At 67.3% G+C, this 25332-nt stretch carries 22 protein-coding genes; 6 read left to right on the forward strand and 16 right to left on the reverse strand.

The window, feature by feature from the left end; genetic code table 11:
• Positions 1-12: 12 nt before the first annotated feature.
• The 7 genes from trkA to ccsA all read right to left on the reverse strand — a co-directional run bounded on the left by trkA (position 13) and on the right by ccsA (position 9847).
• The gene (gene trkA / locus QNJ67_04235) at positions 13-1389 is read right to left on the reverse strand and encodes a Trk system potassium transporter TrkA (protein ID MDJ0608161.1); all 1377 of its coding nucleotides are present in this window, start codon (positions 1387-1389) and stop codon (positions 13-15) included.
• 156 nt (positions 1390-1545) lie between these two features.
• Entirely contained in the window at positions 1546-2937 is a 1392-nt protein-coding gene (locus QNJ67_04240; protein MDJ0608162.1) for a sigma-54 dependent transcriptional regulator, read from the reverse strand.
• Positions 2927-5254: a PAS domain-containing sensor histidine kinase gene (locus QNJ67_04245; GenBank protein MDJ0608163.1), complete on the reverse strand. Its 2328-nt coding sequence runs from the start codon at positions 5252-5254 to the stop codon at positions 2927-2929. Before QNJ67_04245 ends, QNJ67_04240 begins: the two co-directional genes overlap by 11 nt.
• A gap of 29 nt (positions 5255-5283) precedes the next feature.
• Entirely contained in the window at positions 5284-6729 is a 1446-nt protein-coding gene (ntrC, locus tag QNJ67_04250; protein ID MDJ0608164.1) for a nitrogen regulation protein NR(I), read from the reverse strand.
• Entirely contained in the window at positions 6726-7844 is a 1119-nt protein-coding gene (locus QNJ67_04255) for an ATP-binding protein (GenBank protein MDJ0608165.1), read from the reverse strand. The genes ntrC and QNJ67_04255 overlap by 4 nt, the downstream gene beginning before the upstream one ends.
• Complete coding sequence (gene dusB, locus QNJ67_04260) at positions 7844-8848, reverse strand: tRNA dihydrouridine synthase DusB (GenBank protein ID MDJ0608166.1); 1005 nt, start codon at positions 8846-8848, stop codon at positions 7844-7846. The genes QNJ67_04255 and dusB overlap by 1 nt, the downstream gene beginning before the upstream one ends.
• Before the next feature lie 195 nt (positions 8849-9043).
• Positions 9044-9847 (reverse strand): cytochrome c biogenesis protein CcsA, encoded by an 804-nt coding sequence (gene ccsA / locus QNJ67_04265; protein MDJ0608167.1) that lies wholly within the window; start codon positions 9845-9847, stop codon positions 9044-9046.
• Positions 9848-10167: 320 nt separating this feature from the next.
• On the opposite strand from ccsA, the gene QNJ67_04270 reads away from it, so the two are divergent.
• From QNJ67_04270 to QNJ67_04285, 4 genes are read left to right on the forward strand one after another with little or no spacing between them, the layout of a single operon-like run.
• Positions 10168-11355, forward strand: coding sequence for a bifunctional 2-C-methyl-D-erythritol 4-phosphate cytidylyltransferase/2-C-methyl-D-erythritol 2,4-cyclodiphosphate synthase (locus QNJ67_04270; GenBank protein MDJ0608168.1), 1188 nt, complete (start codon positions 10168-10170; stop codon positions 11353-11355).
• On the forward strand, positions 11355-11852 hold the full coding sequence (locus QNJ67_04275; protein MDJ0608169.1) for a phosphatidylglycerophosphatase A: 498 nt from the start codon (positions 11355-11357) through the stop codon (positions 11850-11852). Before QNJ67_04270 ends, QNJ67_04275 begins: the two co-directional genes overlap by 1 nt.
• Complete coding sequence (locus QNJ67_04280; protein ID MDJ0608170.1) at positions 11849-12331, forward strand: nicotinamide-nucleotide amidohydrolase family protein; 483 nt, start codon at positions 11849-11851, stop codon at positions 12329-12331. The genes QNJ67_04275 and QNJ67_04280 overlap by 4 nt, the downstream gene beginning before the upstream one ends.
• Complete coding sequence (locus tag QNJ67_04285) at positions 12328-13098, forward strand: type II CAAX endopeptidase family protein (GenBank protein MDJ0608171.1); 771 nt, start codon at positions 12328-12330, stop codon at positions 13096-13098. Before QNJ67_04280 ends, QNJ67_04285 begins: the two co-directional genes overlap by 4 nt.
• 4 nt (positions 13099-13102) lie before the next feature.
• Here the strand turns inward: QNJ67_04285 and QNJ67_04290 are convergent, their stop codons facing one another.
• The 7 genes from QNJ67_04290 to QNJ67_04320 all read right to left on the reverse strand — a co-directional run bounded on the left by QNJ67_04290 (position 13103) and on the right by QNJ67_04320 (position 20287).
• Positions 13103-13585: a type II toxin-antitoxin system RatA family toxin gene (locus tag QNJ67_04290; GenBank protein ID MDJ0608172.1), complete on the reverse strand. Its 483-nt coding sequence runs from the start codon at positions 13583-13585 to the stop codon at positions 13103-13105.
• A gap of 15 nt (positions 13586-13600) precedes the next feature.
• Positions 13601-14551 (reverse strand): lipoyl synthase, encoded by a 951-nt coding sequence (gene lipA, locus QNJ67_04295; GenBank protein ID MDJ0608173.1) that lies wholly within the window; start codon positions 14549-14551, stop codon positions 13601-13603.
• 3 nt (positions 14552-14554) lie between these two features.
• Positions 14555-15958, reverse strand: a complete 1404-nt coding sequence (gene lpdA, locus QNJ67_04300) for a dihydrolipoyl dehydrogenase (protein MDJ0608174.1) — start codon at positions 15956-15958, stop codon at positions 14555-14557.
• 28 nt (positions 15959-15986) lie between these two features.
• Complete coding sequence (locus tag QNJ67_04305) at positions 15987-17339, reverse strand: pyruvate dehydrogenase complex dihydrolipoamide acetyltransferase (protein MDJ0608175.1); 1353 nt, start codon at positions 17337-17339, stop codon at positions 15987-15989.
• Between the two features lie 17 nt (positions 17340-17356).
• Complete coding sequence (locus QNJ67_04310; GenBank protein ID MDJ0608176.1) at positions 17357-18745, reverse strand: pyruvate dehydrogenase complex E1 component subunit beta; 1389 nt, start codon at positions 18743-18745, stop codon at positions 17357-17359.
• Between the two features lie 58 nt (positions 18746-18803).
• A complete protein-coding gene (gene pdhA, locus QNJ67_04315) occupies positions 18804-19838 on the reverse strand; it encodes a pyruvate dehydrogenase (acetyl-transferring) E1 component subunit alpha (GenBank protein ID MDJ0608177.1) in 1035 nt (344 codons plus the stop codon).
• A gap of 188 nt (positions 19839-20026) precedes the next feature.
• A complete protein-coding gene (locus QNJ67_04320; GenBank protein MDJ0608178.1) occupies positions 20027-20287 on the reverse strand; it encodes a septum formation initiator family protein in 261 nt (86 codons plus the stop codon).
• A 144-nt stretch (positions 20288-20431) separates the two neighbouring features.
• Here QNJ67_04320 and QNJ67_04325 point away from each other — a divergent pair, with 144 nt between their 5' ends.
• On the forward strand, positions 20432-21274 hold the full coding sequence (locus tag QNJ67_04325) for a CmcJ/NvfI family oxidoreductase (protein ID MDJ0608179.1): 843 nt from the start codon (positions 20432-20434) through the stop codon (positions 21272-21274).
• A 31-nt stretch (positions 21275-21305) separates the two neighbouring features.
• Here the strand turns inward: QNJ67_04325 and eno are convergent, their stop codons facing one another.
• The gene (eno, locus tag QNJ67_04330; GenBank protein ID MDJ0608180.1) at positions 21306-22583 is read right to left on the reverse strand and encodes a phosphopyruvate hydratase; all 1278 of its coding nucleotides are present in this window, start codon (positions 22581-22583) and stop codon (positions 21306-21308) included.
• A gap of 210 nt (positions 22584-22793) precedes the next feature.
• On the opposite strand from eno, the gene QNJ67_04335 reads away from it, so the two are divergent.
• Positions 22794-23309: a hypothetical protein gene (locus QNJ67_04335; protein MDJ0608181.1), complete on the forward strand. Its 516-nt coding sequence runs from the start codon at positions 22794-22796 to the stop codon at positions 23307-23309.
• A 187-nt stretch (positions 23310-23496) separates the two neighbouring features.
• Here the strand turns inward: QNJ67_04335 and QNJ67_04340 are convergent, their stop codons facing one another.
• Positions 23497-25038, reverse strand: a complete 1542-nt coding sequence (locus QNJ67_04340) for a S8 family serine peptidase (protein MDJ0608182.1) — start codon at positions 25036-25038, stop codon at positions 23497-23499.
• Positions 25039-25332 lie beyond the last annotated feature (294 nt).

Here is a 25332-nt window from a genome sequence, read left to right on the forward strand (position 1 = left end):
TTGCCACGGTAATCAGAAAAACTCCAGCTTGACGGAGAACAGCCGCTCGACCTTCTTAACCGCCTCAGTGGCGGCGAAAATCATGACCAGATCGCCGGCGCGGATGACGGTATCGCCACGCGGGATGATGACCGCGTTGCCCCGCACGAGGGCCGCGACGAGCACCCCGACGGGCAGCTTGGCCTGGCGGATCGGCACGCCGACTAGGCTGGTCGTCTCGAGCGCTTCGACCTCGATCAGCTCGCCGAAACCTTCGTTGACCGAGTGGACCGAGCGGATCCGGCCGCGCCTGACGTGCTGCAGGATGGTGGAGACCGTGATCACCCGCGGGCTGACTACGGTATCGATGCCCAGGGAGTCGATCAGCGGCGCATAGGAAGTCTTGTTCACCAGGGTCACCGCCCGCTCACAGCCGAAGCGCTTGGCCAGCAGCGAGCCCAGGATGTTGACCTCGTCGTCGTTCGAGACCGCGATCACGGTCTCTGTCTGCTTTGCGTTGACTTCCTCCAGCACGTCGGTGTCGAGCGCGTCGCCGTGGATCACCACGGTCCGCCGCAAGGTCTGGGCGACGAACTCCGCGCGCTTCTTGTCGATCTCTATCAGCTTCATGTGAACGTGGGGCTGATCCTCTTCGACCATACGGGCCAGCGACAGGCCGATGTTGCCGCCGCCGATGATGATGACCCGGCGCGCCTCCTTTTCCTCGTGGCCGAATGCCGACATGGCCCGCGCCAGGTGATCGGTCTCGGCCACGAAATAGACGTTGTCGCCCAGCCGCAGGTCGTCTTCCGGCCGCGGCACGAAACCGTTGCCGTCGCGGGAGATCCCGACAACGGTGATATGCAGATCCGGGAACAGGCCGGTCAGCTCCCTGAGCGGCGTGTCCAGGATCGGACAGTTTTCCGTGCAGTGGACGCCGATCAGGCTGACCTTGCCCTCGGCCAGGGGGTTGACGTCGAAGGCGCCCGGGACCTGCAGACGGCGTGCGATGGCGCGAGCCACCTCGATCTCCGGCGAGATAATGACGTCGATCGGCAGATGGTCGCGGCTGAACAGGTTGGCCCAGAGCGGATCCAGGTAGCTCTGGTGCCGCACGCGGGCGATCTTGGTCGGCACCTCGAAAAGCGTGTGGCAGATCTGGCAGGCGACCATGTTGACCTCGTCGGCGTAGGTTACCGCGATCACCATGTCCGCGTCCGTGGCTCCGGCCCGCTCGAGCACGTCGGGATGGGAGGCGAAGCCGACCAGTCCCTTGACGTCCAAGGACTCGACGAGTTTCTGCACGAGCTCCGGCGACTGATCGATCACCGTAACGTCGGCGTTCTCGCTGGAGAGGTAGCGCGCGATGTTGGAACCCACCTGGCCCGCGCCGCACACGATTACCTGCATGGAAGGGTCCCCGCTTTACCAGAGCGCATAGGGTTCGCCGAGAGCCGGCTCAGGCGGTTCGTCGACCCGGCGGTCTTGCTTCAAGAACAGAGTCTCGCGCGAAGGAACTGGCCCCCGTGCGATCGAGAATGAGCACCAAGTCAACGCGGGCCCGCCCTAGTGACGCTCTCCGGCCGTGAGGCCGAGGGTTCGCAGCTTTCGGTGCAAGGCCGAACGTTCCATCCCGACAAAGGCGGCGGTGCGGGAGATGTTCCCACCGAAACGCGCAACCTGGGCTTCGAGGTACTTGCGCTCGAAGACCTCGCGCGCTTCGCGCAGCGGCAGCGACATGATCTCTTGAGGATCCTGGTTCCGGGCCATCGAGGGCGCGATGGAGTCGATGTCGGAGGGCAGCACCTCCGCGTTGACCGGTTCGTCCGGCGCTCCGGGGGCCATGATCAGGATCCAATCGATCACGTTGCGCAGCTGGCGCACGTTGCCGGGCCAGTCGTAGGCCTGCAGGGTAGCCACGGCCTCCTCGGACAGCTGGCGCGGCGGCAGCCCGCCGAGCTCGGCCGAGCGGTTGATGAAGTGATCGATCAGCAGCGGCACGTCCTCGCGCCGCTCGCGCAGCGCCGGGACCCGCAGCGGCACCACGTTGAGTCTGTAGAACAGGTCTTCGCGGAACTTGCCGGCGTGAATCAGCTCCGGCAGGTTGCGGTTCGAAGAGGCGATGACCCGGACGTCCACCTCGACCTGCCGCTGGCCGCCGACCCGCAGGAAGGTTTGCTCCTGGAGCACACGAACGATCTTGCCCTGGGTTTCGACCGGCATGTCCGCGACCTCGTCGAGCAGCAGCGTGCCGCCGTGGGCGCGCTCGAAGGTACCGGTCTTGCCGGGCGTGTCCGGGCCCTCGACGCCGGGCTCCGTGCCGAACAGCTCGCACTCCAGCCGATCCGGGTGCATGGTCGCGCAATTCAGCGCCACGAAGCTGCCCGAGGCGCGCGGCGAGCGTTCGTGGATCAAGCGCGCCACGACCTCCTTGCCGACCCCGGCCGGCCCGGTGATGAAGACCCGGCTGCCGGTAGGCGCCACCTTGTCGACCACCTGCCGGACCTGGTTGATGACAATGGACTTGCCGAGCAACTCGGTGGCGGCGCCCGCCCTCTGACGAAGCTCCTCGACCTCCATCTTGAGGCGCGAGGCCTCGACCGCCCTCTGGACGACCAGGAGCAGACGATCGGCCTTGAAAGGCTTCTCGATGAATTCGTAGGCACCGCAGCGGATTGCGTTGACCGCCAGCTCGATCGTCCCGTGTCCGCTGATCATGACGACCGGAAGATTTGGATACTCGTTGAGGATCGCCTTCAGCAGGTCCATGCCGTCGAGCTGGCTGTTCTTCAGCCAGATGTCGAGGATGACCAGGTTCGGACGGCGCTGCCGGATCGCTTCCATGGCCCGGTCGCTGTCCCCCGCCTCGCGGACGGCGTAGCCTTCGTCCGACAGGATCCCGTTGATGGCCGTCCTGATGTCGGCCTCGTCATCGACGACCAGGATGTCATGCGCCATGGCGAGCAACCTTCGGCTTGTCTGCCCGGGCCGGCTCGGCCGGCGCGTCGTCGCCATCGTCGGGCGAGGGAAAGACCAGGCGGATTCTGGCGCCGCCCATTTCCGAATCGCCAAGCTCCAGATCGCCGCCGTGATCTTCCATGATCTTCTTGACGATCGCCAAACCAAGGCCGGTGCCGCGCTCCCGCGTGGTGACGTAGGGCTCGGTCAGCCGGTTGCGCTCGGCCTTCGGCAGACCGGGGCCGTTGTCTTCGATGGTAATGCTCGGCGCGCCTGGGCCGGCTGAGAGCTCGACGCGGACCCGCCCCTTGGGCGGCGGCGGGCCGTCGGTCTTGACCTCGCGGCCGTCCAGCGAATCGATCGCGTTCTGCAGCAGGTTGGTCACCGCGCGCCCTACCTGCTGCGAGTCGCACGGAAAGGTCACGGGCCGCGGCGGATGCTCGAACAGGATCTCGACCTCCGGATGGGCCGTCCGCTGCAGCACCAGGGCTTGCTCGACCAGATTAACAAGCTCCTGCTCCTCGATCACCGGCTCGGGCATGCGGGCGAAGGCGGAGAACTCGTCGACCATGCGACCGATATCCGAGACGTGCCGCACGATCGTGTCGGTGCACACCTGGAAGGTCTCCGGATCGCTCTGGATCTGGTCGAGGTATTTCCGTTTCAGCCGCTCGGCCGAGAGCTGGATCGGCGTCAAGGGGTTCTTGATCTCGTGCGCGATGCGGCGCGCCACGTCGGCCCAGGCCGCCTTGCGCTGCGCCGCCAGCAGCTCGCTGATGTCGTCGAAGGTGACGACGAAGCCGATGATGCGCCGCCGCTCGGCCTCCGGCGAGACGCGCACGAAGAGCGTCCGGCTCTGTCCCTCCGGAGTCTCCAGGGCGATCGGCTTCTCGCTGATCTTCGATGGTCGGCGCTGAGCCTGCTGCAGCAACTCGGATACCTCCGGTAGGATATCCTGCAAGGGCTGGTCCTCGAGGTCCTCACCCTTGCGGTCGAGCAGTTCGCTGGCGCGCAGATTGCTGTGGGTGATCCGGCCGCTGCGATCCAGGCCGATGACGCCGGAGGACACGCCGGCGAGCAGCGCCTCGATGAAGCGGCGCCGCAGATCGATCTGGTGGTTCGCGTTGAGCAGCTCGCCCTGCTGGCTCTGCAATTTCATGGTCATTCGGTTGAAGGCGATCGAGAGGGACCGGATCTCGTCGCGCCCTTCGTCGATCGCCACCCTGGCGGCCAGGTCGCCGGCGCCGACTCGGTTCGCCGCGGCGATCAGCAGGCCGATCGGCCGGCTGAGATGGTTGGCGAACGCCAGACCGACCCAAACCGCGGCCAATAGCAGGAGCAGCGCCACCACGACGAAGATCAGGGCGAAGGAGATCTGAAGGTCGGCGCGCTTGCCTTCCAGTTCCTCGTAAAGCTGGGCGGCCGCGCGGCTCTGGTCCATGTGAGCGAGGACCCGGGGATCGACCAGGCGCCCGACGTAGAGAAAGGTGTCCGTGAAGCCGTCGAGGCGGACCAGCGCGCGCACCCGGTCTTCCGTCTCGGCGGTCAGGATCGCCACCTCGCCCTCGCGCGCCTTCTGAATGGCCCAGTCCGGCAGCCGCGGGTTGAAGTCGAGCACGAAGCTGAAGCCGGCGCGCGCCAGCACCCGCCCGCTCCCGTCGAATACGATCGCCTCGGTCAACGACCGGATCGCCGCCTGCGCCCCGACGTACTGGTTGAAGCGCTGAGGATTGGTGGTCAGCAGCACGCCGCCGCGGTTGAGGTCCCGGGCCATCGCGAGGGCGTCCGCGCTGATCGTCTGGCGGTGCTCCTCCAGGTAGGCCTGGGCGACCAGGAGGGACTCCTTGACCGCCGTGCTCACGTGCTTGCTGAACCAGCCCTGTAGGCCCAGGTCGAACAGCAGGACCGAGAACAGAGCCACGATGATCGTCGGCAGTACTGCGATCCAGCTGAACAGGGCGACCAGCTGAACGTGCAGACGGGCGCCGGCCATGCCGCGCCGCCGCGCCATCCAGAGAATCACCAGGCGCCGGGCAACCAGCGCGGCCACCGCCAAGAGCAGCACGAGGTCGAGGTTGATCAGCCAGAGGATGATCCAGGGGTCGACCCTGCCGGGCAGCCGCCCCGTCATCGCCGCGAAGGTCAGGGTCCCGGACGTGACGGCGGCCACCAGCAGCGCGACCGCGAGCTTGCGCTCCAGCTTGACGCGGTGCGCCCAGTCCAGGAAGCGCTCGCGAAACTGGCTGAAGGGAGTCGCCGGCCTCAGCGAGGCGTCGAGATCGTCGCCGGTCTTTCCGGTATCGGTGGAGAGGGCCATGTCTTGCTGTTGCAATACTGCCACACAGCCTATTTAAGGCCGCGGAGGACCTGAATGTCTAGCTCGCGGATCTTCTTCCGTAAGGTATTGCGATTCAAGCCCAAAAGTCGAGCAGCCTGGATCTGGTTGCCGCGTGTGACGGCCAGGGCGCGCTCGATCAGGGGTCGTTCCACGACTCGGATGATTCGGCCATAGAGCCCGGAAGCGGGCAGACCGTCCTCGTGGGCGTCGAAGTATTCCTTCAGGTGCTGGTCCACGGCTGCGCTCAGCGATTCGCCACTGCCCAGGGGCGTGACCGGACCGGAGAGGTCCTCCGCCAGTTCGGCCCGAACGATTTCCGGGCCGATCGTCTCCTGTCCGTAGAGCGCGGCCAGGCGGCGCACCAGGTTCTTCAGTTCGCGGACGTTGCCCGGCCAGGAATGCCGGACCAGGAGCGCCATGGCCTCCGGGGCCAGGATCTTCGCCGGCAGGCCCTCCTGATGGGCTTCGTTGAGGAAATGACGGACCAGGTCCGGGATGTCCTCGCTGCGCTGGCGCAGCGGCGGCAGGCGCAGCGGCACCACGTTGAGGCGGTAGAACAGGTCCTCGCGGAACAGGCCCTGCTGTCGCTGCAGCGTCATGTCCCGGTGGGTCGCCGCGATGATCCGGACGTCCGGGCGGATCGGCGTGCGGCCGCCGACCGTGGTGAACTCGCCTTCCTGGAGCACGCGCAGCAGGCGGGTCTGGGCCTCCAGGGGCATGTCGCCGATCTCGTCGAGAAACAGCGTGCCGCCCGAGGCTTCCTCGAAACGGCCGATGGCGCGTGTGGCCGCGCCGGTGAACGCGCCCTTCTCGTGACCGAAGAGCTCGCTCTCGATCAGATCGCGGGGGATCGCCGCCATGTTGATGGCGACGAAGGGCCCCTGGCGGCGCTTGCCGTAGTCGTGCAGGGCCCGGGCGACCAGTTCCTTGCCGGTGCCGGACTCGCCGTAGACCATGACGCTCAGGTCGGTGCCCATCAGCCGCGCCATGGAGCGGTAGATCTCCTGCATCGCCGCCGAGCGCCCGATCAGCGGCAGCTGCTCCTCGGCTGCGCCCTGGTCTTCGGCGGGCCCCTCGCGTTCGTGGGGCTCGCTCAGCGCCCGTTCGACCAGGTTCAGGAGCTCGCGCAGGTCGAAGGGCTTGGGCAGGTACTCGAAGGCGCCGCGCTCGGTCGCGCGAACCGCGGTCATCAGCGTGGTCCGGGCACTCATGACGATGACGCGGAGCTGCGGCCGCAGCTTGCGGATCCGCGGAATAAGGTCGAGGCCGCTCTCGTCCGGCATCACCACGTCGGTGATCACCAGGTCGCCCTCGCCGTCCTTGATCCACTGCCATAGCGTCGCCGCATTGGCGGCGCTGCGCACCAGGTAGCCCTTGCGCCCAAGGGCCTCGCTGAGGACCGTGCGAATGCCCCGGTCGTCGTCGGCGACCAGTATGGTGCTGCCCGCGGTCATGCGCCGCTCTCCGGCGCGACAGGCAGGCGCAGGCGGAACACGGTGCGCCGCGGCCTGCTGTCGAACTCGATGATGCCGCCGTGGTCGTCGACGATCTTCGCAACGAGAGCGAGCCCGAGGCCCTTGCCGCCCGGCTTGTTGGTGACGAAAGCCTCGAACAGGTGGTTGCGCAGATCCTGGGGAATGCCCGGTCCGGTGTCCCGGACCTCCAGACTGATCGGCAGGTCCACCCGGTCGCCCTGCCCCGGCAGCGCGAGGCGGACACCGTGCCGATAGCGGCTGGCCAGCAGGATCTCGCCGTCGTCGTCGCCGATCGCCTCGGCGGCGTTCTTGATCAGGTTGAGGATCGCCTGGACCAGGAGGTCGCGGTTGCCGTAGACCGCCGGCAGCGAGGGGTCGTAGTCCTCGCTAAAGCGAATGTTCCTGGCGAAGCCTGACTGGGCTAGGCGCCGGACGTGGTTCATCACCTCGTGCACGTTGACCGCCTTTCGCGGCGGCGGCCGGTCGCTGGAGAACATCTCCATCCGGTCGACCAGCGCGACGATGCGGTCGGCCTCGTCGCAGATCAGGCGGGTCAAGCGGCGGCTCGAGGCATCGCTGTCCTGCTCGAGCAGCTGCGCCGCACCGCGAATGCCGGACAGCGGGTTGCGCAGCTCATGAGCCAGCATCGCCGCCATGGCAGTGATCGACCGGGCCGCGCTGCGGTGCACCAGCTGGCGGTCCATGCGCCGGGCCATGGTGCGCTCGTGCAGGGACAACACCACGCGCTCGGGCGGCAGCTCGCCCAGGACCGCCGCGGTGACGGCCACGCTGTAGGGCCCGATCTTTGGCGTCTCGATGACCAGGCCGTATTCGGTCACGCTGTGGCCGCTCTTCAAGACCTGGCCGATCAGGGAAAAGATCGGGCTGTCTTCCGGCAGCACCTCGGCCAGGGGGCGGCCCAGGAGGGCGCTCATGCTGCTTTGGAAGAACTGCTCGGCTGCGGCGTTGAGGAAACAAAGGCGCCACCTGTCGTCGACGACGAAGACCGGCGCCGCCAGGGCGGCGAGGATCGCGTCGGGCTCCAAGCCGGGGTCCTTTGCCGGCCGGGGCCGTTCGGCCGTGATCTCGACCATCACGCCGCCGCCGCCGCGGCGCGCTCGCCGTCCCGGTCGTAGAACTCCCGCACCAGCGCCAGCACCCGTTCCGGCGCGGCCTCGCGGTTGACCGCCGCGCGAAAGGCGGCCGGGTCCCGGAGCGAGCGCGCATACCAGCCCAGGTGCTTGCGCGCGATGCGCACGCCGAGCACCTTGCCGTAGTGGCCGAGGATCGCCTCGTAGTGGCGGCGCACGATTTCGCCCTGCCGCTCGAGCGCCGGTTCGCCGCGCGGCTTCCGGCCAGCCAGCAGATCCATCGCCTGGCCGAGAAACCACGGGCGGCCATAGGCGCCACGGCCGATCATCACGCCGTCCGCACCCGACAGCGCGCGCGCGCGCGACAGGTCGTCCAGCGCACAGAGGTCGCCGTTGACGATCACGGGAATGCCGACCTCGGCCTTGACCTGCCTGACGAAACCCCAGTCGGCCTTGCCCTCGAACTTCTGGCAGCGGGTCCGGCCGTGGACCGTGATCATGCGGATCCCGCAGTCCTCGGCGATCCGGGCAATGCGCGGCGCGTTCCGGTTGTTCCGGTCCCATCCCGTGCGCATCTTCAGGGTGACCGGCAACTTCACGGCCGCGACGGTCGCGGCGAGGATCCTGCCGGCCAGGCGCTCGTCGCGCATGATCGCCGAGCCGGCGGCCTTGTTGACCACCTTCTTCGCCGGACAGCCGAAATTGATGTCGATGATCGCGGCGCCGCTATCCTCATTCAGCTTGGCAGCTTCCGCCATGACCTCGGGCTCGCAGCCGGCGAGTTGCACGGCGAGCGTGCTGTCGCTCTCTTCGAGGTACAGCTTCCGGGCTTCCTTGAGGTTGCGCCGCGCCTCACGCACGACGGCCTCGCTCGCGATCATCTCCGAAACCACGAGACCGGCGCCGAGCCGCTTCACCGTCTGGCGAAACGGCCTGTCGGTAACGCCCGACATGGGCGCGAGGATGACCGGCTGCTCCAGCCTGACCGAACCAATTGTGATGCCCATTTTTTAGGCACAAGCCCTTTGCTGCCTATTTGGCAGGCCAGTTGTATCGCCTGTGGGCAGGATGTCAAAGCCACTCTCGTCCAGAGCGGGGCATGTTTTCACGCAACCGCGACGCGGATTCGACAAGACATGCGAACCCGCTCCAAGTCGTTGGCTCAGGTTTGAAGAAGCGATCCCGTCAAACCAAGATCGGCTCTAGGCAACCAGAATATCGGTCACGAACTTGACCCCGGGGTAGGCCAGGGTCAGCAGCAGATAGGCGAGCAGCGCCAGCCTGGCCGCCCGCTTGCCGCGCAGCCCGCTCCAACGGTGCAAGACCAGCAGCAAGCCGATTACCAGAAAGGCCAGGAGCGAAAGCAGGGTCTTGTGGTCGAGGACCAGCAGCTGCCCGGATGACAGGTGTTCGAGGGCCATGCCGGTGAGCACGCCGATCCCCAAGACGAGCTCTGCGGTTGCCAGCAGGCGCAGCTCGAGCGCCTCGCCGTCGGCGATCGACGGCAGCATGGCGCCGATCCGGCTCGACTGCTTCCGCTTGAGGTCGCGCTCCTTGAGAAAGACCGCGCATCCGGCGACTGCCGCCAGGGTCGCCAGGCCATAGGTCGCCAGCGATACCAGGATATGGACGGTCAGCCAGAGATCGAGTGAAGCCGTGAGTTCCCCCTGGGCCGGAACCTGGCCCCAGACCAGGGCCAGGACCGCGAGGCCACAGAGATAGGGCAGCAGGAGCGGCGTCAGGCGCCAGGCCTCCCGTGTCGCCAGAGTCAGGATCAGGAAGAGCACGAGGCTGACGGCGATCGAGAGCCAGAGCGCCTTGCTGAGACCGGTCTGCCAAGGGCCGAACACCTGCGCCAGAGCGTAGGCGACCGGCCCGACGACGGCGGCCGCGAGCACCACCCAGAACAGCAGATCACGCTGGCCGGCGCCGCGCCGATAGGACAACAGCGAGGCCGGAAGCAGCGACAGCATGGCCGCGAAACCGAACAGCAGGTTGTTCGCCATCGGCTGGTTATAGTCCGCTCCCGACCAGGGGGATAGGGGGCACCCGCGGAACCCAGGTAAAATTCGGCGCTGTCGGTTCAGCCAAGCTGCGCTGCCCCGTCAAAGACCCCTGGGCGATTTCATTCGCCTGCCTTCTGCACTAGAGCAGATCCGGGTTTGATGGAATCTCCACGGGCGATCCATCAACCCGGTGAATCTGCTCTAAACCTAGGATGTAGAGCGGATTCACATGTTTAGTTGGAAACCACGTAGTGGTTCCATCTAAACATGATCCGCTCTAGGGTCGCGTGATCGATCGCATTCCGGATCCGGGAGAAGAGATGGCGGGCACGACAGCCCTCGTGGTCGCGGCCGGCAAGGGACTCCGGCTCGGCGGCCCAAGACCGAAGCAGTACATGACTCTCGCCGGCCGGCCGCTGCTGCACCACACCTTGAAGGCGCTGCTCGAAAGCCCCGCCATCGACGCCGTCCGGCCCGTGATCGCGGCCGCCGACCGGGCATTGTTCGACGAAGCGGCCGAGGGGCTCGACGTTCTCGACCCGGTGGCGGGCGGCGAGACCCGCCAAGACTCGGTCCGCCTTGGCCTCGAGAGCCTGGCCGACCTCGGCCCCGAGCGTGTCCTGATTCACGACGGCGCCCGTCCTTTCGTCAGCGACGCCGTGATAGCCAGGGTGGTGGCGGCGCTGGCCGAGCGGCCGGCGGCGATCGCCGCGCTGCCTCTGGTCGACACCTTGAAGCGCCAGGCCGGCGAAACAGAGGAAATTGGGGAAACCGTGCCGCGGACAGGCCTGTGGCGGGCCCAGACCCCCCAGGGGTTCCATTTCGAGGCCATCCTCGATGCCCATCGCCGCGCCCAGCGCCAAGCTGGGAGCGCCGAGTTGACCGACGACGCCGCGGTCGCGGAGCAGGCGGGGATGAAGGTTGGGCTGGTGCTCGGCTCGCCCAACAACATAAAGGTCACCACCACGGAGGACCTGGCGCGGGCGGAGACCCTGATGCAACGCCACGAATACGCCTTCCCGGAGATGCGCAGCGGCACCGGCTTCGACGTCCACCGCTTCGGCAACGGCGACCACGTGACCATCTGCGGAATTGCGATCCCCCACGAGCAGGGGCTCATGGGCCACTCCGACGCCGACGTTGGCCTGCATGCACTCACCGACGCGCTCTACGGGGCCCTGGCCGCCGGCGACATCGGACAGCACTTCCCGCCTTCGGACCCTCAGTGGCGCGGCGCGGACTCGGCCGTGTTCCTCCGCCACGCCCGAGACCTGGCACGGGGCCGCGGCGGGCGCATCGTCAACGTCGACGTGACCGTCATTTGCGAGCGCCCCAAGCTGGCGCCGCATCGCGCGGCCATGGTGTCGCGCCTCTCGGAGCTGCTCGAGATCGAGCCCGGCCGGATCAGTGTCAAGGCGACCACGACCGAGGGCCTGGGCTTCACCGGCCGCAAGGAGGGTATCGCCGCCCAGGCGACGGCCGTTGTCTGTCTCCCACCGGAGAGCTGATGTTCCGGAGCCCGGCCCTGCCCTTCTTCCACCCGGCAAGCCTGGTCGCGACCTGGTTCGGCAGCGGCCTGATCCGGCCCGCCCCGGGCACCTGGGGCTCGCTCGCCGCCCTGCCCTTTGGCGCCGCGCTGGTTTGGCTCGGCGGCCCCTGGCTACTGGCCGCGGCGACGGCCCTGGCCTTCGCGCTCGGGCTTTGGGCGAGCGGGCTCTACGCCGCCGCCCACGAGACCAGCGACCCGGGGGACGTGGTCATCGACGAGGTCGTCGGCCAATGGATCGCGCTCCTGCCCTTCACCCTCGAGCCGGTCGCTTATCTGGTCGCCTTTCTAGGTTTCCGCGTATTCGATGTAGCCAAGCCGTGGCCGGCGAGTTGGTGCGACCGGCGTCTGAAAGGGGCCTTCGGGATCATGGCCGACGACGTTGTCGCCGGCGTCTACGCCGCGGCGCTGACCTATGGCTTGCTCTTTGCGGCCGATTATTATGGTTTAAGACCATGAGCTTGGAAGACACTGCTAAAGTCGTTCTGGAGCAATACCGGCAGGCCGGCCTGCACCTGGCTACGGCGGAAAGCTGCACCGGGGGACTGATCGCGGCCACCCTGACCGACATTGCCGGCTCGTCCGACGTTCTGGACCGGGGCTTCGTGACCTACTCGAACGAGGCGAAGACCGAGATGCTGGCCGTCCCCGCCGACCTGATTGCCCGGGTCGGCGCGGTCAGCGGCGAGGTCGCGGAAGCGATGGCCGCCGGCGCGGTCTCGGCCTCGCGCGCCGACGTCGCGGTCGCGGTCACGGGGATCGCGGGCCCCGGCGGGGCGACCGCCACCAAACCGGTCGGCCTGGTCTACTTCGGCCTGTGCCGGCGGGATCACCCGCCCCGGCACGAGCGGCAGGTCTTTCCCGGCGATCGCGGCGCGGTGCGCCGCGCCACCGTGGCGCGGGCGTTCGAACTGCTCACCGCGGTGGTCACCGAGTGAGCAGCGAGCCCTCGCGGCGGGCCTCCGCGGTCGAGGACCAGAACGGGCCCGACCAGAGGTTCGCCGCGTCGCTCAGAGCGCGCGACCTGCTGATCCTCTTCCTGGTCGCGGTTGCCGGGGTACAGGGGGCGGCTCTCCTCGGCGCCGTGGCGATCTCCGGCCTGGTGCAAAGGATCGGGTCGATCTTCACCGTGCTCGGGATTCTCGCAGTCCAGGCGGCCGTGCTCTTCCTGACGGTCTACTTCGTGATCCTGCGCAGGCGCCGTCTGTCCTGGTCGGACCTCGGGCTGCGCCCCGCCTCACCCGCATGGCTTCGCCGGGCCGTGCTCGCCGCGCTGCTGGCGCTGCCGGTCACCTGGGTAATCAACGCCGCGGTCCAATCGATCATCGGCAGCGACGTCGAGAATCCCCAGTTGGCCGCCCTCGCCCCACTCGGCGTTACCTGGACTGGCTTCGTCGGCCTCCTGGTGCTGGTCGGTCTCGTGATGCCGCTCGCGGAGGAGATCCTGTTCCGCGGTGTTCTTTACCGCTGGCTGAGAGTGCACATGAACGTGCCCCTGGCGGCGATGATTAGCGCGCTTGGCTTCTCAGTGCTTCACGGGGTGCCGGCGCTGATTCCGGCGATCGCGGCGCTCGGCGTCGGTCTCGCCCTCATCTATGAGGCCAGCGGCTCACTCTGGACGGCCGTTGTGACCCACGCGCTCTACAACACGCTGACGCTCGTCCTGCTCTTCGGCCTGCTCAGGGCGGGCCTCGAGATACCCTAGAGCGTCAGGCCTCGATCGACGTATCGGCGGCCGTGGTGCCGGTTTGCGTCCCGGGCGCGCCGTAGAGCGCGCGGGCGCGCCCCTCGAAGGCCGCAACCATGCGCCGCACCGCCTCGTGGAACAGGGGCTGGATCAGGCGCTGAAGGACCCGGGAGCGGAACTCGAAATCCACGTAGAAATCGATCAGGCAACCCTCGGGGTGGTCCTGGAAGCGCCAGTGGTTGTCCAGATACCTGAACGGCCCCTCGGCGTAGGCAACGTCGATGATCAGGCCTTCTGGATCGAGCGTGACCCGGCTGGTGAACCGTTCGCGCACCATCTTGAAGCCAATCACCAGGTCGGCGACGATCAGGCCCTCACGGCGTTGCCGGATCCGGGCGTTCAGGCACCAGGGCAGGAACTCGGGATAGCGCTCGACGTCGGCCACCAGGTCGTAGAGCTGGCGCGGGCTGTAGCCGAGCACGCGCTCCTCGTCATGCGTCGGCATGGCCGCGACACCGGGTCAGCCGGCGGCCGCGAGCTTGGCTTCGCGGGCGGCACGGAGGCGCTGGAAATCCTCGCCGGCGTGATAGGAGGAGCGGGTCAGCGGCGAGGCCGAGACCAGCAGGAAGCCCTTGCCGAGTGCCTGGGCCTCGTACTGCCGGAACTCCTCCGGCGTGACGAAGCGGTCGACCGCGTGGTGCTTGGGCGTCGGCTGCAGGTACTGGCCGATGGTCAGGAAGTCGACCTCCGCGGCGCGCAGGTCGTCCATCACCTGGAGCACCTCTTCCTTGGACTCGCCCAGGCCGACCATGATGCCGGACTTGGTGAACATCGCCGGATCGAGCCGCTTGACCTGGTCGAGCAGGCGCAGCGAGTGGAAGTAGCGCGCACCCGGCCGGACCTCGGCGTAGAGCCGCGGCACGGTCTCCAGGTTGTGGTTGAAGACGTCGGGCTTGGCCGCCACCACGACCTCGAGAGCCCCCTCCTTGCGCAGGAAATCAGGGGTCAGCACCTCGATGGTGGTGCCCGGCGAGGCCTCGCGGATCGCCCGGATGGTCTCGGCGAAGTGCGCCGCCCCGCCGTCGTCCAGGTCGTCGCGGTCGACCGAGGTGACGACGACGTGCTCCAGGCCCAGCTTGGCGACCGCCTGGCCGACGTTGGTCGGCTCGAAGGGGTCGAGGCGGCCGGGCTTGCCGGTCGCCACGTTGCAGAAGCTGCAGGCCCGGGTGCAGATCTCGCCCATGATCATCATGGTGGCGTGGCGCTTGGCCCAGCACTCGCCGATGTTCGGGCAGGCGGCCTCTTCGCAGACCGTGTGCAGCGCATGGTCGCGGACGATCTTGCGGGTCTCCTGGAATTCCCGGCTGGTCGGCGCCTTGACCCGGATCCAGGACGGCTTGCGCTTGACCGGATTGTCCGGTTTGTGCGCCTTCTCGGGGTGGCGCAGGGCGGCTTCGCTACGGTCTGCCATGGCTCACATGTGGATGACCCGCCCGTAGGCGTCAAGCACCGACTCGTGCATCATCTCGGACAGGGTCGGGTGCGGGAAGACCGTGTGCATGAGCTCAGCCTCGGTGGTCTCGAGGCCCATGGCGACCACGTAGCCCTGGATCAGCTCGGTGACCTCCGCGCCGACCATGTGGGCGCCCAGGAGCTGGCCGGTCTTGGCGTCGAACACGGTCTTGACCATGCCCTCCGGCTCGCCGAGCGCGATGGCCTTGCCATTGCCGATGAAGGGGAAGCGGCCGACCTTGACGTCGTGGCCGGCCTCCTTCGCCTTGGCCTCGGTCAGGCCGACGCTGGCGATCTGTGGGCTGCAGTAGGTGCAGCCCGGGATCTTGGCCTTGTCCATGGGGTGGACGTCGTTGAGGCCGGCGATCTTCTCGACGCAGATCACCCCCTCGTGCTCGGCCTTGTGGGCCAGCATGGGCGGGCCGGCGACGTCGCCGATGGCGTAGATGCCCGGCTCGGCGGTGCGCAGATAGCCGTCGACCACGATGCAGCCCCGGTCGGTCTGCACCTTGGTGGTCTCCAGGCCGATGTTCTCGATGTTCCCCTGGACCCCGACCGCCGAGATCACCCGGTCGACCGTCAGTTCGCTGGTCTTGCCCTTGGCGTCCTCAATGGTCGCGGTGACGTTGTTTGAAGATTTCTTGACCCCCACCACTTTGGCGCCGGTCAGGACCTTGATGCCCTGCTTCTCGAACTGCTTGCGAGCGTGCTTGGCGATCTCCTCGTCCTCGACGGGCAGAACCTGGGGCAGCACCTCGACCACCGTGACCTCGGCGCCCATGGTGCGGAAGAAGGAGGCGAACTCGATGCCGATGGCGCCCGAGCCGATGACCAGCAGGGACTTGGGCATGGTCTCGGGCACCATGGCCTCGAAGTAGGTCCAGATCAGCTTCTTGTCGGGTTCAATCCCCGGCAGGGCGCGCGGCCGGGCGCCGGTCGCCAGGATGATGTGGGGCGCCGCGTACTCGCCGAGCGCGCTGCCGTTCTTGGCCACGGTCAGCTTACCGGGGCCGTTCAGCTTGGCCTCGCCATCGACCACGGTCACCTTGTTCTTCTTCAAGAGATGGCCGACGCCGCGGTTGAGCTGCTTGGAGACGCCGCGCGAGCGCTCGACCACCTTTTTGAGGTCGAAGCCGACGCCCTGGGCAGAAAGCCCGTAGGCGTCCGGGTGCTGCATGTAGTGATAGATCTCGGCGCTGCGCAGCAGTGCCTTGGTCGGGATGCAGCCCCAGTTGAGGCAGATGCCGCCGAGATGCTCGCGCTCGATCACGGCGACCTTCATCTTGAGCTGGGCCGCACGGATTGCGGCGACATAGCCGCCCGGCCCGCCGCCGACCACGATCAGATCAAACTTGGTGTCGGCCATGTCCCATTCCTTCCTGAAACGGCGGCGCCTAGAGGAGCATCGCCATGGGGTATTCGATCAGCTTCTTGAAGGCGGCCAGGAACTCGGCGCCGACCGCTCCGTCGACCACCCTGTGATCGACCGCCAGCGTGCAGCTCATCACCGTGCCCACGGCGAGCGCACCGTCCTTCACGACCGGGCGCTGCTCGCCCGCGCCGACCGCGAGGATGCAGCCTTGGGGCGGGTTGATGATGGCGGCGAACTCCTTGACCCCGAACATGCCCAGGTTGCTGACCGAGAAGGTGCCGCCCTGGTATTCCTCGGGCTTCAGCTTGCCGTCGCGGGCGCGCACCGCGAGATCCTTCATCTCGCTCGAGATCTGGGCCAGGCCCTTGCCTTCCGCCGCCCTGATGATCGGCGTGATCAGGCCGTTCGGTGTCGCCACGGCGACCGAAACGTCGGCGTGCTCGTAGAGCATCATCCCGCTCTCGTCCCACGAGGCGTTGGCGGCCGGCACCTGGGTGAGGGCGATGGCCGAGGCGCGGATCACGAAGTCGTTGACCGAGACCTTGATCCCTTTCTTTTCGAAGCGGGCATTGAGCTCCTTGCGCACCTTCAGAAGCTCGTCGAGGCGGCAGTCCACGGTCAAATAAAAATGCGGGACCTGCTGCTTGGCCTCGGTCAGGCGGCGCGCGATGGTCTTGCGCATCGAGGAGAGCGGCTCCTGGCGGTAGGCCATGCCGAGGAGATCGGCCATCTCTTTCGCGGAGGGGCCGGTGGCCCCCGGGGACGCCGCCGCCGGGGCCGCGGGCGCCGGGGCCGAGGTCGCCGCCGGAGCGGCCGCCGCGCCGCCGGCAAGCGCCGCCTCGATATCGACCTTGATGATCCGGCCATAGGGGCCGCTGCCCTGCAGGGCCGCCAGGTCGAGCCCCGCCTGGGAGGCGAGGCGCCGCGCGAGCGGGCTTGCGAAGATGCGTCCCTGACCGCCCGCCTGCGCGGCGGGGGGCGTCGCCGCGGCGGGAGCCGCGGTCGCTGGTGCGGCTGGCGCGACTGGCGCAGGGGCCGGGACCGCAGCGGCAGCAGGCGCCGTTCCGCCGTTCGCCGAGGACGGCGGCGCACCGCCGTCAAGGGACAGGCCCTCCAAGGCCGAGGCGTCCTCGCCCTCCTCGAGCAGCACGGCGATCACCTTGTTGACGGCGACGCCTTCAGTGCCCGCGTCCACCAGGATCTTGGCGACCCGGCCTTCGTCCACGGCCTCGACCTCCATGGTCGCCTTGTCGGTCTCGATCTCGGCGATCACGTCGCCCGAGGTGATCTCGTCGCCCTCCTTGACGTGCCAGGTGGCCAGCGTGCCCTCGGTCATGGTCGGCGAGAGCGCCGGCATCAGAATCTTGATCGGCATGGCTTTTCCCCCCGCGCTCAGCCGGCGTAGGCGACCTCTTTGGCCGCGGCGACAATGTTCTCGGGCTGCGGCAGGGCGAGGCGCTCCAGGTTGGCCGCGTAGGGCATGGGCACGTCGACGCCGGCGACCCGCTTGACCGGGGCATCGAGCCAGTCGAAGGCCTGCTCCATGACCACGGCAGCGATCTCCGATCCAATGCCACAAGCCGCCCAGCCCTCTTCGACCGTGACGCAGCGGTTGGTCTTGCGGACCGAGGCCAGCACCGTCTCGGTGTCCAGCGGCCTTAGGCTGCGCAGGTCGATCACCTCGGCGTCGATGCCATCGGCGGCCAGAGTCTCCGCCGCCTCGAGCGCCTTGCCCACCATGAGAGAGAAGGCGGTGATCGTGACGTCGTTGCCCGGACGAACGACTTTCGCCTTGCCGATCGGCACCAGCCAGTCCTCCGCGTCGGGGATCTCGAAGCTCTGCCCGTAGAGGATCTCGTTTTCCAGGCAGATGACCGGGTTGGGGTCGCGGATTGCCGACTTGAGCAGGCCCTTGGCGTCGGCCGCCGACCAGGGCGCGATGACCTTGAGGCCCGGGATGTGGGCGTACCAGCTGGCATAGCACTGCGAGTGCTGCGCCGCGACCCGGGCGGCGGCGCCGTTCGGGCCGCGGAAGACGATCGGGTTCTCGATCTGGCCGCCCGACATGTAGAGGGTCTTGCCCGAGGAGTTGATGATCTGGTCGATCGCCTGCATGGCGAAGTTGAAGGTCATGAACTCGACGACGGGCTTGAGCCCGTACATCGCCGCGCCGGCGCCGATGCCGGTGAAGCCGTGCTCGGTGATCGGCGTGTCGATGACCCGGCGCCCGCCGAACTCGTCCAGCAGTCCCTGGCTCACCTTATAGGCGCCCTGGTACTCGGCGACCTCCTCGCCCATCAGGAACACCCGCTCGTCCCGGCGCATCTCCTCGGCCATGGCGTCGCGCAGCGCCTCGCGCACCGTCACAGTGACCGTGGCGCCGGTCCACTCCGGCTCGGCGGCCGTGCTCATCGGCGCGGCGGCGGCCGGCGCAGGCGCGACGGCGGGCGCCGGATCGGCGCTCGGCACCGATGCAGCGCTGGCGGCCGCTTGCGGGGCCGGCGCGGAGGCGGCGCCGTCGAGCGCGGAGGCGTCCTCGTCTTCTTCCAGAAGCAGGGCAATGACGGTATTGACGGCCACGCCCTCCGCGCCCTCCGGCACGGCGATGCGCCCGACCTTGCCTTCGTCGACCGCTTCCACCTCCATCGTCGCCTTGTCGGTCTCGATTTCCGCGATGACGTCGCCGGACGCGACATCGTCGCCTTCCTTGACGTGCCACTTCGCCAGCGTGCCCTCGGTCATGGTCGGAGACAGAGCCGGCATCAGAATTTCAATTGGCATGTTGGCCTTCCCAGAGATCCGCCGCTTGACGCGGGTAAACGCGAGCCTCGCGGCCCGATCAAGCCGTGATGTAGACGTCGGTGTAGAGTTCGGAGGGATCCGGCTCCGGCGAAGTCTGGGCAAAGTCGGCGGCTTCCGAGACGATCGCCTTGACCTCCTTGTCGATCTGCTTGAGTTCGTCGGCGTCGATCGCGCCCTCGTCGAGCATCCTCTGCTTGAGGCCTTCGATCGGATCCTTCTCCTGGCGGACCTTCTGCACCTCTTCCTTGCTGCGGTACTTCGCCGGGTCCGACATGGAGTGCCCGCGGTAGCGATAGGTGAGCATCTCAAGGATGTAGGGGCCCTTGCCGGAACGGGCGTGGGCCACCGCCTTGGCGCCTGCGTCTCGCACCTCGACCACGTCCATGCCGTTGACCTGCGCCCCAGGGATACCGTAGGCCTGGCCCCGCTGATAGAGGTCGGTGCGGGCCGAGGCGCGCTCGATGCTGGTGCCCATGCCGTACTTGTTGTTCTCGATCACATAGACCACGGGCAGGCTCCAGAGCGCCGCCATGTTAAAGGCCTCGTAGACCTGGCCCTGGTTGACCGCGCCGTCGCCCAGGTAGGTCAGGCAGACCGCCTCCTCGCCGAGATACTTCTGTGCGAAGGCGATCCCGGTGCCGATCGGCACCTGGGCCCCGACGATGCCGTGCCCGCCGTAGAAGCCCTTCTCGCGGCTGAACATATGCATGGAGCCGCCCTTGCCCTTGGAATAGCCGCCGCTGCGCCCGGTCAACTCCGCCATGACGCCGCGCGATTCCATGCCGCAGGCCAGCATGTGGCCGTGATCCCGGTACGACGTGAGCACCGCGTCTTTCTCGGTGATCGCCGCTTGCATCCCGACCACGACGGCCTCCTGGCCGATGTAGAGGTGGCAGAACCCGCCGATCAGGCCCATGCCGTACATCTGGCCGGCCTTTTCTTCGAAGCGTCGGATCAGCAGCATGTCGCGGTAATAGGCGCGCAACTGCTCGGCGGTCACCGCCGCCTGAGCCTTCGGCCGCCGGCCGCGCGTCTTGGGCGCTGGACTGGCAGCGGCTTTCTCCCTAGCCATCGGCTTTCCCCTCGTTTCCCGACCGGCTTGACGGCTCCAAGGCCCCCTTCCCCGGAGCGCACCAAACCATTGTTAAGGCGTGCTCGTTAGGACGAAGGTACGCTGAAAGCGATCCCGATTCAACGATAGGGTTAAGGCCTTGTATTAAATATTTTATTACGGCATTAACTTGATTTCGATTAATGTGATCAGGGCCGGTCCGGGGAGGCGCCGTAGATGACATACTCGTCACGTCCGCCGTAGTTGAGCAGGGCCTTGGCCCGCTCTTCCAGCATGTCGGGGTCTAGGTTGTCCGGGCGAAGCAGGCTCACCCGGTGCTCGAGGCGCGACTGTTCGGCCGCCAGGCGATGATCCAGGACGCGGGCCTGCGAAAGCTCGCGCTCGAGCCGCGTCCCGGCGAGAATACCGTGCTTTCCTTGAATCGCGTGATAGCAGAAGTAGAGTGTCAAGGCCGCCAGCAAGACCTGGGGGGCGGCCGAACGACTCCGACGTCTCAGTTCGCGGGTGAGCGACATGTCGGCACCGAATCACAAAGCGAATCGGGGCGTCAAGTTGAAATTCAACGGAATCACGCGGTCCGAAAGGTCGATTTGATGGTGCTTGGAACAGCCGCGCCGGCCAGCCCCGGTTTCGTCGAGGCGGGGCTCAAGTATCTCGCCAACAGCGTCGACCCGGTGAACTACGTCGCCTCTCGGGGCGGCGGCGACAGCTCCGAGCACCAGGGCAACTATGTCCTGCAAAAGGTCCGGATCCATGACGGTCGGCGCCACCGCGAGGCCTTCCGGCTCGACCGTGAGGGCTTTGCGCTCGTCGACCACGCGAGCGCGGTGACGGATTTCTACGATGACCGGCAGATCGCGGAAACCCATGAGCCCGAAGTCAGGGCCCTGATCCGCCAAGCGACGGGGGCGCGCCGCGTCGAGATATTCGACCATACCCGGCGGTCCGCATCGCGCCGCGTCCAGAAAGCCCAGAGCGTGCGCGAGCCGGCCTCGATCGTGCACAACGACTATACGGCCCGCTCGGCGCCGATCCGGCTGCGAGACCACTTCGCGCAGTCGCCGGAGGAAGCCGAGCGCTTGCTGACGGGCCGCTTCGCGATCATCAACCTGTGGCGCTCGATCAAGGGGCCCGTGCTGACCGCACCGCTCGCGCTCTGCGACGCGACCACGGTGGCCCCCGAGGATCTGGTCTCGGTTCAACGCGAGGCGAAGGACCGGATCGGCGAGATCCAGCAGGCGGTCTACAATTCCGCCCACCGCTGGTACTACTTCCCGGAGATGGCGCCGGACGAGGCTCTCCTGATCAAGACCTACGATTCCGAGACCGACGGGCGCGCCCGCTTCACCATCCACACCGCCTTCGAAGACCCGAGCGAACCCGAAGGCGCGCCGCCGCGGCAAAGCGTCGAGACCCGCTGCTTCGTCTTTTTCTGACTCGCCAAGCTGGCGGGTCCGATAAGGTGAGCTAGCCCGGGTTCAGCGAGCCGTCGCCGTAGCGTGCCGCCGGTCCCAGGTCCTCCTCGATGCGCAGGAGCTGGTTGTACTTTGCCGTGCGGTCGCTGCGGCTGAGGGACCCCGTCTTGATCTGGCCGCAGTTGGTCGCCACCGCCAAGTCGGCGATGGTCGAGTCCTCGGTCTCGCCGGACCTGTGGGACATCACCGCCCGGTAGCCGGCCCTGCGGGCCCGTTCCACCGCCTCGAAGGTCTCCGAAAGGGTCCCGATCTGGTTGACCTTGACCAGGATCGCGTTGGCCAACCCCTGGGAGATACCCCGGCTGAGCCGCTCGGGATTGGTCACGAAGACGTCGTCGCCGACCAGTTGGACCGTTTGGCCGATCTTCTCGGTTAGCACGGCCCAGCCGTCCCAGTCCTCCTCGGCCATGCCGTCCTCGATCGAGACGATGGGATAGCGGCCGCAGAGATCGGCCAGCGTGTCGGCCATGGCCGCGGCGTCGAGCGTCCGGCCCTCGCCGGCCAGCTGATAGGCGCCGTCCTTGAAGAACTCGGTGGCGGCGCAGTCGAGCCCCAGGACCACGTCTTCGCCGCTCCGGTAGCCGGCCGCCTCGACCGCCTTGACGATGAAGTCGAGGGCTTCGCCGGCGGTGGCGAGGTTGGGCGCGAAGCCGCCTTCGTCGCCGACATTGGTGCTGTGTCCCGAGGCCGAGAGCTCGCGCTTCAGCGCGTGGAACACCTCGGCGCCCATGCGGAGGCCTTCGCCGAAGCTGCCGGCGCCGACGGGAAGGATCATGAACTCCTGAAAATCGATCGGGTTGTCGGCGTGGGCGCCGCCGTTGATGATGTTCATCATAGGCACCGGGAGGGTGCAGGCGTAGGCGCCGCCGAGATAGCGGTAGAGCGGCAGGCCGGTGTCCTCGGCGGCCGCCTTCGCCACCGCGAGGCTGACGCCGAGGATCGCGTTGGCGCCGAGCCGGGACTTGTTCTCGGTCCCGTCCAACTCGATCATCATCTGATCGATCCGGACCTGGTCCTCGGCATCCATGCCCGAGAGGACGTCGAAGATCTCGTGGTTGACCGCCTCGACCGCCCGGAGCACGCCCTTGCCGCCGTAGCGTGCCTCGTCGCCGTCGCGCAGCTCGACGGCCTCGAAAGCGCCGGTCGATGCTCCGGACGGCACGGCGGCCCGACCCGACGCACCCGAATCAAGCGTTACCTCGGCCTCGACCGTGGGGTTTCCCCGCGAATCGAGCACCTCACGTCCTCTGATGTCGATGATCGATGCCATGCCGCCCCCCAACTCGAAACAGTGCAATGGGGGCACTCTTAGCTGCCGGCCCTAGGCGAGGCAAGGTAGAGCAACGGCGGCTCAGCGTCGTGTCTCGAAATTACCGCCTTAGAGAGCTTCGCCATCGCGGGGAATAACTCCTTAATTCCGTCGTTATCATTTTAGTTACCGTAAACCGCAGCGTACTGGATGAAGAGAGGGCTAGTTCAAATGGGAATCTCTACGCGCAAAACTCTGACCTCGGTCTACGCTCTGTTGGCCGGTGGATTCGCACTTGCAACCGACGACCTGTCCAAATGGGCCTGGACCAACGACGGGCCGACATGGGCCCAGAGCGCCCGAGCCGACGGTGATGGCGACGGCGATGGAGACGGCGACGGCGATGGAGACGGCGACGGCGACGGCGACGGGGATGGCGACGGCGACGGGGATGGCGACGGCGACGGGGATGGAGACGGCGACGGGGATGGCGACGGCGACGGGGATGGCGATGGCGACGGGGATGGCGACGGCGACGGCGACGGCGATGGCGATGGGTCCGATAGCGCTGACAGCTCCGACGGCGACTCTGATTACGGCGACTCCGATGACGGCGACGACGGCGACGACGACGGGGATGACGACGGCGACGACGGCGACGACGATGGGGATGACGACGGCGACGACGGCGACGACGGCGACGACGACGGGGATGACGACGGCGACGACGGAACCGACGACAACTAGCGCCGATGACAACTAAGGGGATGAAACCCTCAGGATGATTGGAGGGTAGCCTGTCGGTTCCAAACCGACCTTAAACCCGCTCCCCAAGAACTGCGAAGGTCCCGCCCGATGACGTGTCGTCCGGCGGGATCTTTACCTCCCTTGCTATTTCCACGTCTTATCACGGGTAAGGTTAGGAGATTCGGATCTAAGGGTCGCAGCGCGGCGGACCCTGTATCAAGCCCCAACCGTAGATCGGGTCTTTACCCGGCTCGCCCAGATCGCGCGCCCGGTCCCTCAACGCCTCTGTAACATCATTGCTTCCCAGACCGGGCTCCTCGGTCAGCAAGTCGGCGGCCAACGCCGTAACGAAGGGCGCGGCGAAGGACGTGCCGTCGCGAAACTCGCCGCCGGCGGCCCGGTCGATCGTCCAGACCTTCACCCCGGGCGCGGCAAAACCGACATGATCACCTCTATTGGCCCACCGATACACTCTCAGAGCGGCGTCAACGGCGGTGACAGCGATAACGCCCTCGTAAGCGGCTGGATAGGCCGGCGGCGCGGTGGGGCCGAAGTTGCCGACCGCCGCGATCAGAGCGATCCGCCTTTCCAGGAGGCGCGGCACCGATGCCGCCAGCAAGGCGTTGTCGGGACCGGACAGGCTCAGGTTGATGACCTGCACTTGCTTTCCAGTGAGCCAGTCCAACGCGGCAACCAGATCGAGAGCGTTGACGGTCTCCAGCCCCCCGGCCTCCTTGGACCGCAGGGCGTCGGCGAGGAAAACCTCTGCGGCTGGGATCAGGCCCGGAAAATCGCTGTTGGGCGATCCGACCAAGAGGCCGGCGACCGCGGTACCATGGGCGCTCGGCTTCGACGGCACGCCACTGGGGAACGTGCGGACCTTGATAGCCTGGCCCGCCAGCGCGGGATGAGACACGTCGACGCCGGAGTCGACCACGCCGATCCGGGCATCGCGGCCGCATGCAGGCCCGGCCGATTGCCAGGCGATCAGCGTGCGTTGCGTACAGTGGCGCCCGGTACATTCCGTTTCGGTGGACGAATAGACGTGGTTGAGCGAATAGCTGCCGTTCGGCGCCTCGCGTCGCAAGAGTTCAATCGCCTCTTCGGCGCTGAGACCCAGGGGCGGGCTCACCTGTGCGACCGAAAGGCCGAGTTCACCGAAGTTCCGAATGGAAAGGACCGAGAAGGAGAGATCGCTCAAGACGGCGAGCGTCTCCCGGTTCGGATCGACGACCAGAACCTCACGCGCAACCGCCGAGTTGCTGCCAACCCCGCTGCTCGCCGATTGGCTGGTCGTCGATCCGTCGCCTTCGTCACTGGCTTCGCCGTCTTCGTCTCCTTCGTCACCGTCGTCATCCCCGTCGTCGTCACCATCGTCGCCGTCGTCACCATCATCGGAATCGCCGTCATCGCTGCCAGCGCTATCGGAACCGTCGCCATCACCATCACCATCCCCGTCGCCGTCACCATCCCCGTCGCCGTCGCCGTCACCATCGCCGTCGCCATCCCCGTCGCCGTCACCATCCCCGTCGCCGTCGCCATCGCCGTCACCGTCGCCATCCCCGTCACCGTCGCCATCCCCGTCGCCGTCGCCATCGCCATCGCCATCGGCGATGGCCGGCGGCACAAGTGTCCAGAGGCCGCCGCCAACCAAATCGCCGGCGCGATAGGGCAGTCCCGTCAGGTACGCGCCGACCAGCACGGCAAGAAAAAGAGAGACCCGCAGCATGCTCCAGTCTGCAAACTGGCGACGTAAACCCTTAGTCTTACGACTACTCAATGTGTTTGTTGAAAAGCACAACGCCTTCACCGCCGACCTAGGGCCTGTGGACATTCACGGCGCGCTCCTGGCGGGAGCGCATTTGCGCCGGGGCCAGGAGCGGGAGGCGCCGTGGGGTTGGGCCCCACAAGTCCTTCCGTGACGCCGCCCCGACGCAAATGCGCCCCGTCCCGAAGGGATCCGGCGAAATCGACCCGCTGCCGCGTTGCTCGTCGTCGAATATGCCCGGCATGTCCTTCCTCC

It is taken from the genome of Kiloniellales bacterium (assembly GCA_030064845.1).
In the GTDB taxonomy this organism is placed as follows: domain Bacteria; phylum Pseudomonadota; class Alphaproteobacteria; order Kiloniellales; family JAKSDN01; genus JASJEC01.

Excerpts from the sequence above, each read along its gene's own strand:
- pdhA (MDJ0608177.1), bottom strand. The coding sequence starts at position 19,838 with ATGGCTAGGGAGAAAGCCGCTGCCAGTCCAGCGCCCAAGACGCGCGGC.
- lpdA (MDJ0608174.1), bottom strand. The coding sequence starts at position 15,958 with ATGGCCGACACCAAGTTTGATCTGATCGTGGTCGGCGGCGGGCCGGGC.
- QNJ67_04310 (MDJ0608176.1), bottom strand. The coding sequence starts at position 18,745 with ATGCCAATTGAAATTCTGATGCCGGCTCTGTCTCCGACCATGACCGAG.
- QNJ67_04270 (MDJ0608168.1), top strand. The coding sequence starts at position 10,168 with ATGGCGGGCACGACAGCCCTCGTGGTCGCGGCCGGCAAGGGACTCCGG.
- dusB (MDJ0608166.1), bottom strand. The coding sequence starts at position 8,848 with ATGGGCATCACAATTGGTTCGGTCAGGCTGGAGCAGCCGGTCATCCTC.
- QNJ67_04290 (MDJ0608172.1), bottom strand. The coding sequence starts at position 13,585 with ATGCCGACGCATGACGAGGAGCGCGTGCTCGGCTACAGCCCGCGCCAG.
- eno (MDJ0608180.1), bottom strand. The coding sequence starts at position 22,583 with ATGGCATCGATCATCGACATCAGAGGACGTGAGGTGCTCGATTCGCGG.
- QNJ67_04245 (MDJ0608163.1), bottom strand. The coding sequence starts at position 5,254 with ATGGCCCTCTCCACCGATACCGGAAAGACCGGCGACGATCTCGACGCC.
- ntrC (MDJ0608164.1), bottom strand. The coding sequence starts at position 6,729 with ATGACCGCGGGCAGCACCATACTGGTCGCCGACGACGACCGGGGCATT.
- QNJ67_04275 (MDJ0608169.1), top strand. The coding sequence starts at position 11,355 with ATGTTCCGGAGCCCGGCCCTGCCCTTCTTCCACCCGGCAAGCCTGGTC.
- QNJ67_04335 (MDJ0608181.1), top strand. The coding sequence starts at position 22,794 with ATGGGAATCTCTACGCGCAAAACTCTGACCTCGGTCTACGCTCTGTTG.
- QNJ67_04325 (MDJ0608179.1), top strand. The coding sequence starts at position 20,432 with ATGGTGCTTGGAACAGCCGCGCCGGCCAGCCCCGGTTTCGTCGAGGCG.
- lipA (MDJ0608173.1), bottom strand. The coding sequence starts at position 14,551 with ATGGCAGACCGTAGCGAAGCCGCCCTGCGCCACCCCGAGAAGGCGCAC.
- QNJ67_04340 (MDJ0608182.1), bottom strand. The coding sequence starts at position 25,038 with ATGCTGCGGGTCTCTCTTTTTCTTGCCGTGCTGGTCGGCGCGTACCTG.
- QNJ67_04255 (MDJ0608165.1), bottom strand. The coding sequence starts at position 7,844 with ATGGTCGAGATCACGGCCGAACGGCCCCGGCCGGCAAAGGACCCCGGC.
- ccsA (MDJ0608167.1), bottom strand. The coding sequence starts at position 9,847 with ATGGCGAACAACCTGCTGTTCGGTTTCGCGGCCATGCTGTCGCTGCTT.
- trkA (MDJ0608161.1), bottom strand. The coding sequence starts at position 1,389 with ATGCAGGTAATCGTGTGCGGCGCGGGCCAGGTGGGTTCCAACATCGCG.
- QNJ67_04240 (MDJ0608162.1), bottom strand. The coding sequence starts at position 2,937 with ATGGCGCATGACATCCTGGTCGTCGATGACGAGGCCGACATCAGGACG.
- QNJ67_04280 (MDJ0608170.1), top strand. The coding sequence starts at position 11,849 with ATGAGCTTGGAAGACACTGCTAAAGTCGTTCTGGAGCAATACCGGCAG.
- QNJ67_04305 (MDJ0608175.1), bottom strand. The coding sequence starts at position 17,339 with ATGCCGATCAAGATTCTGATGCCGGCGCTCTCGCCGACCATGACCGAG.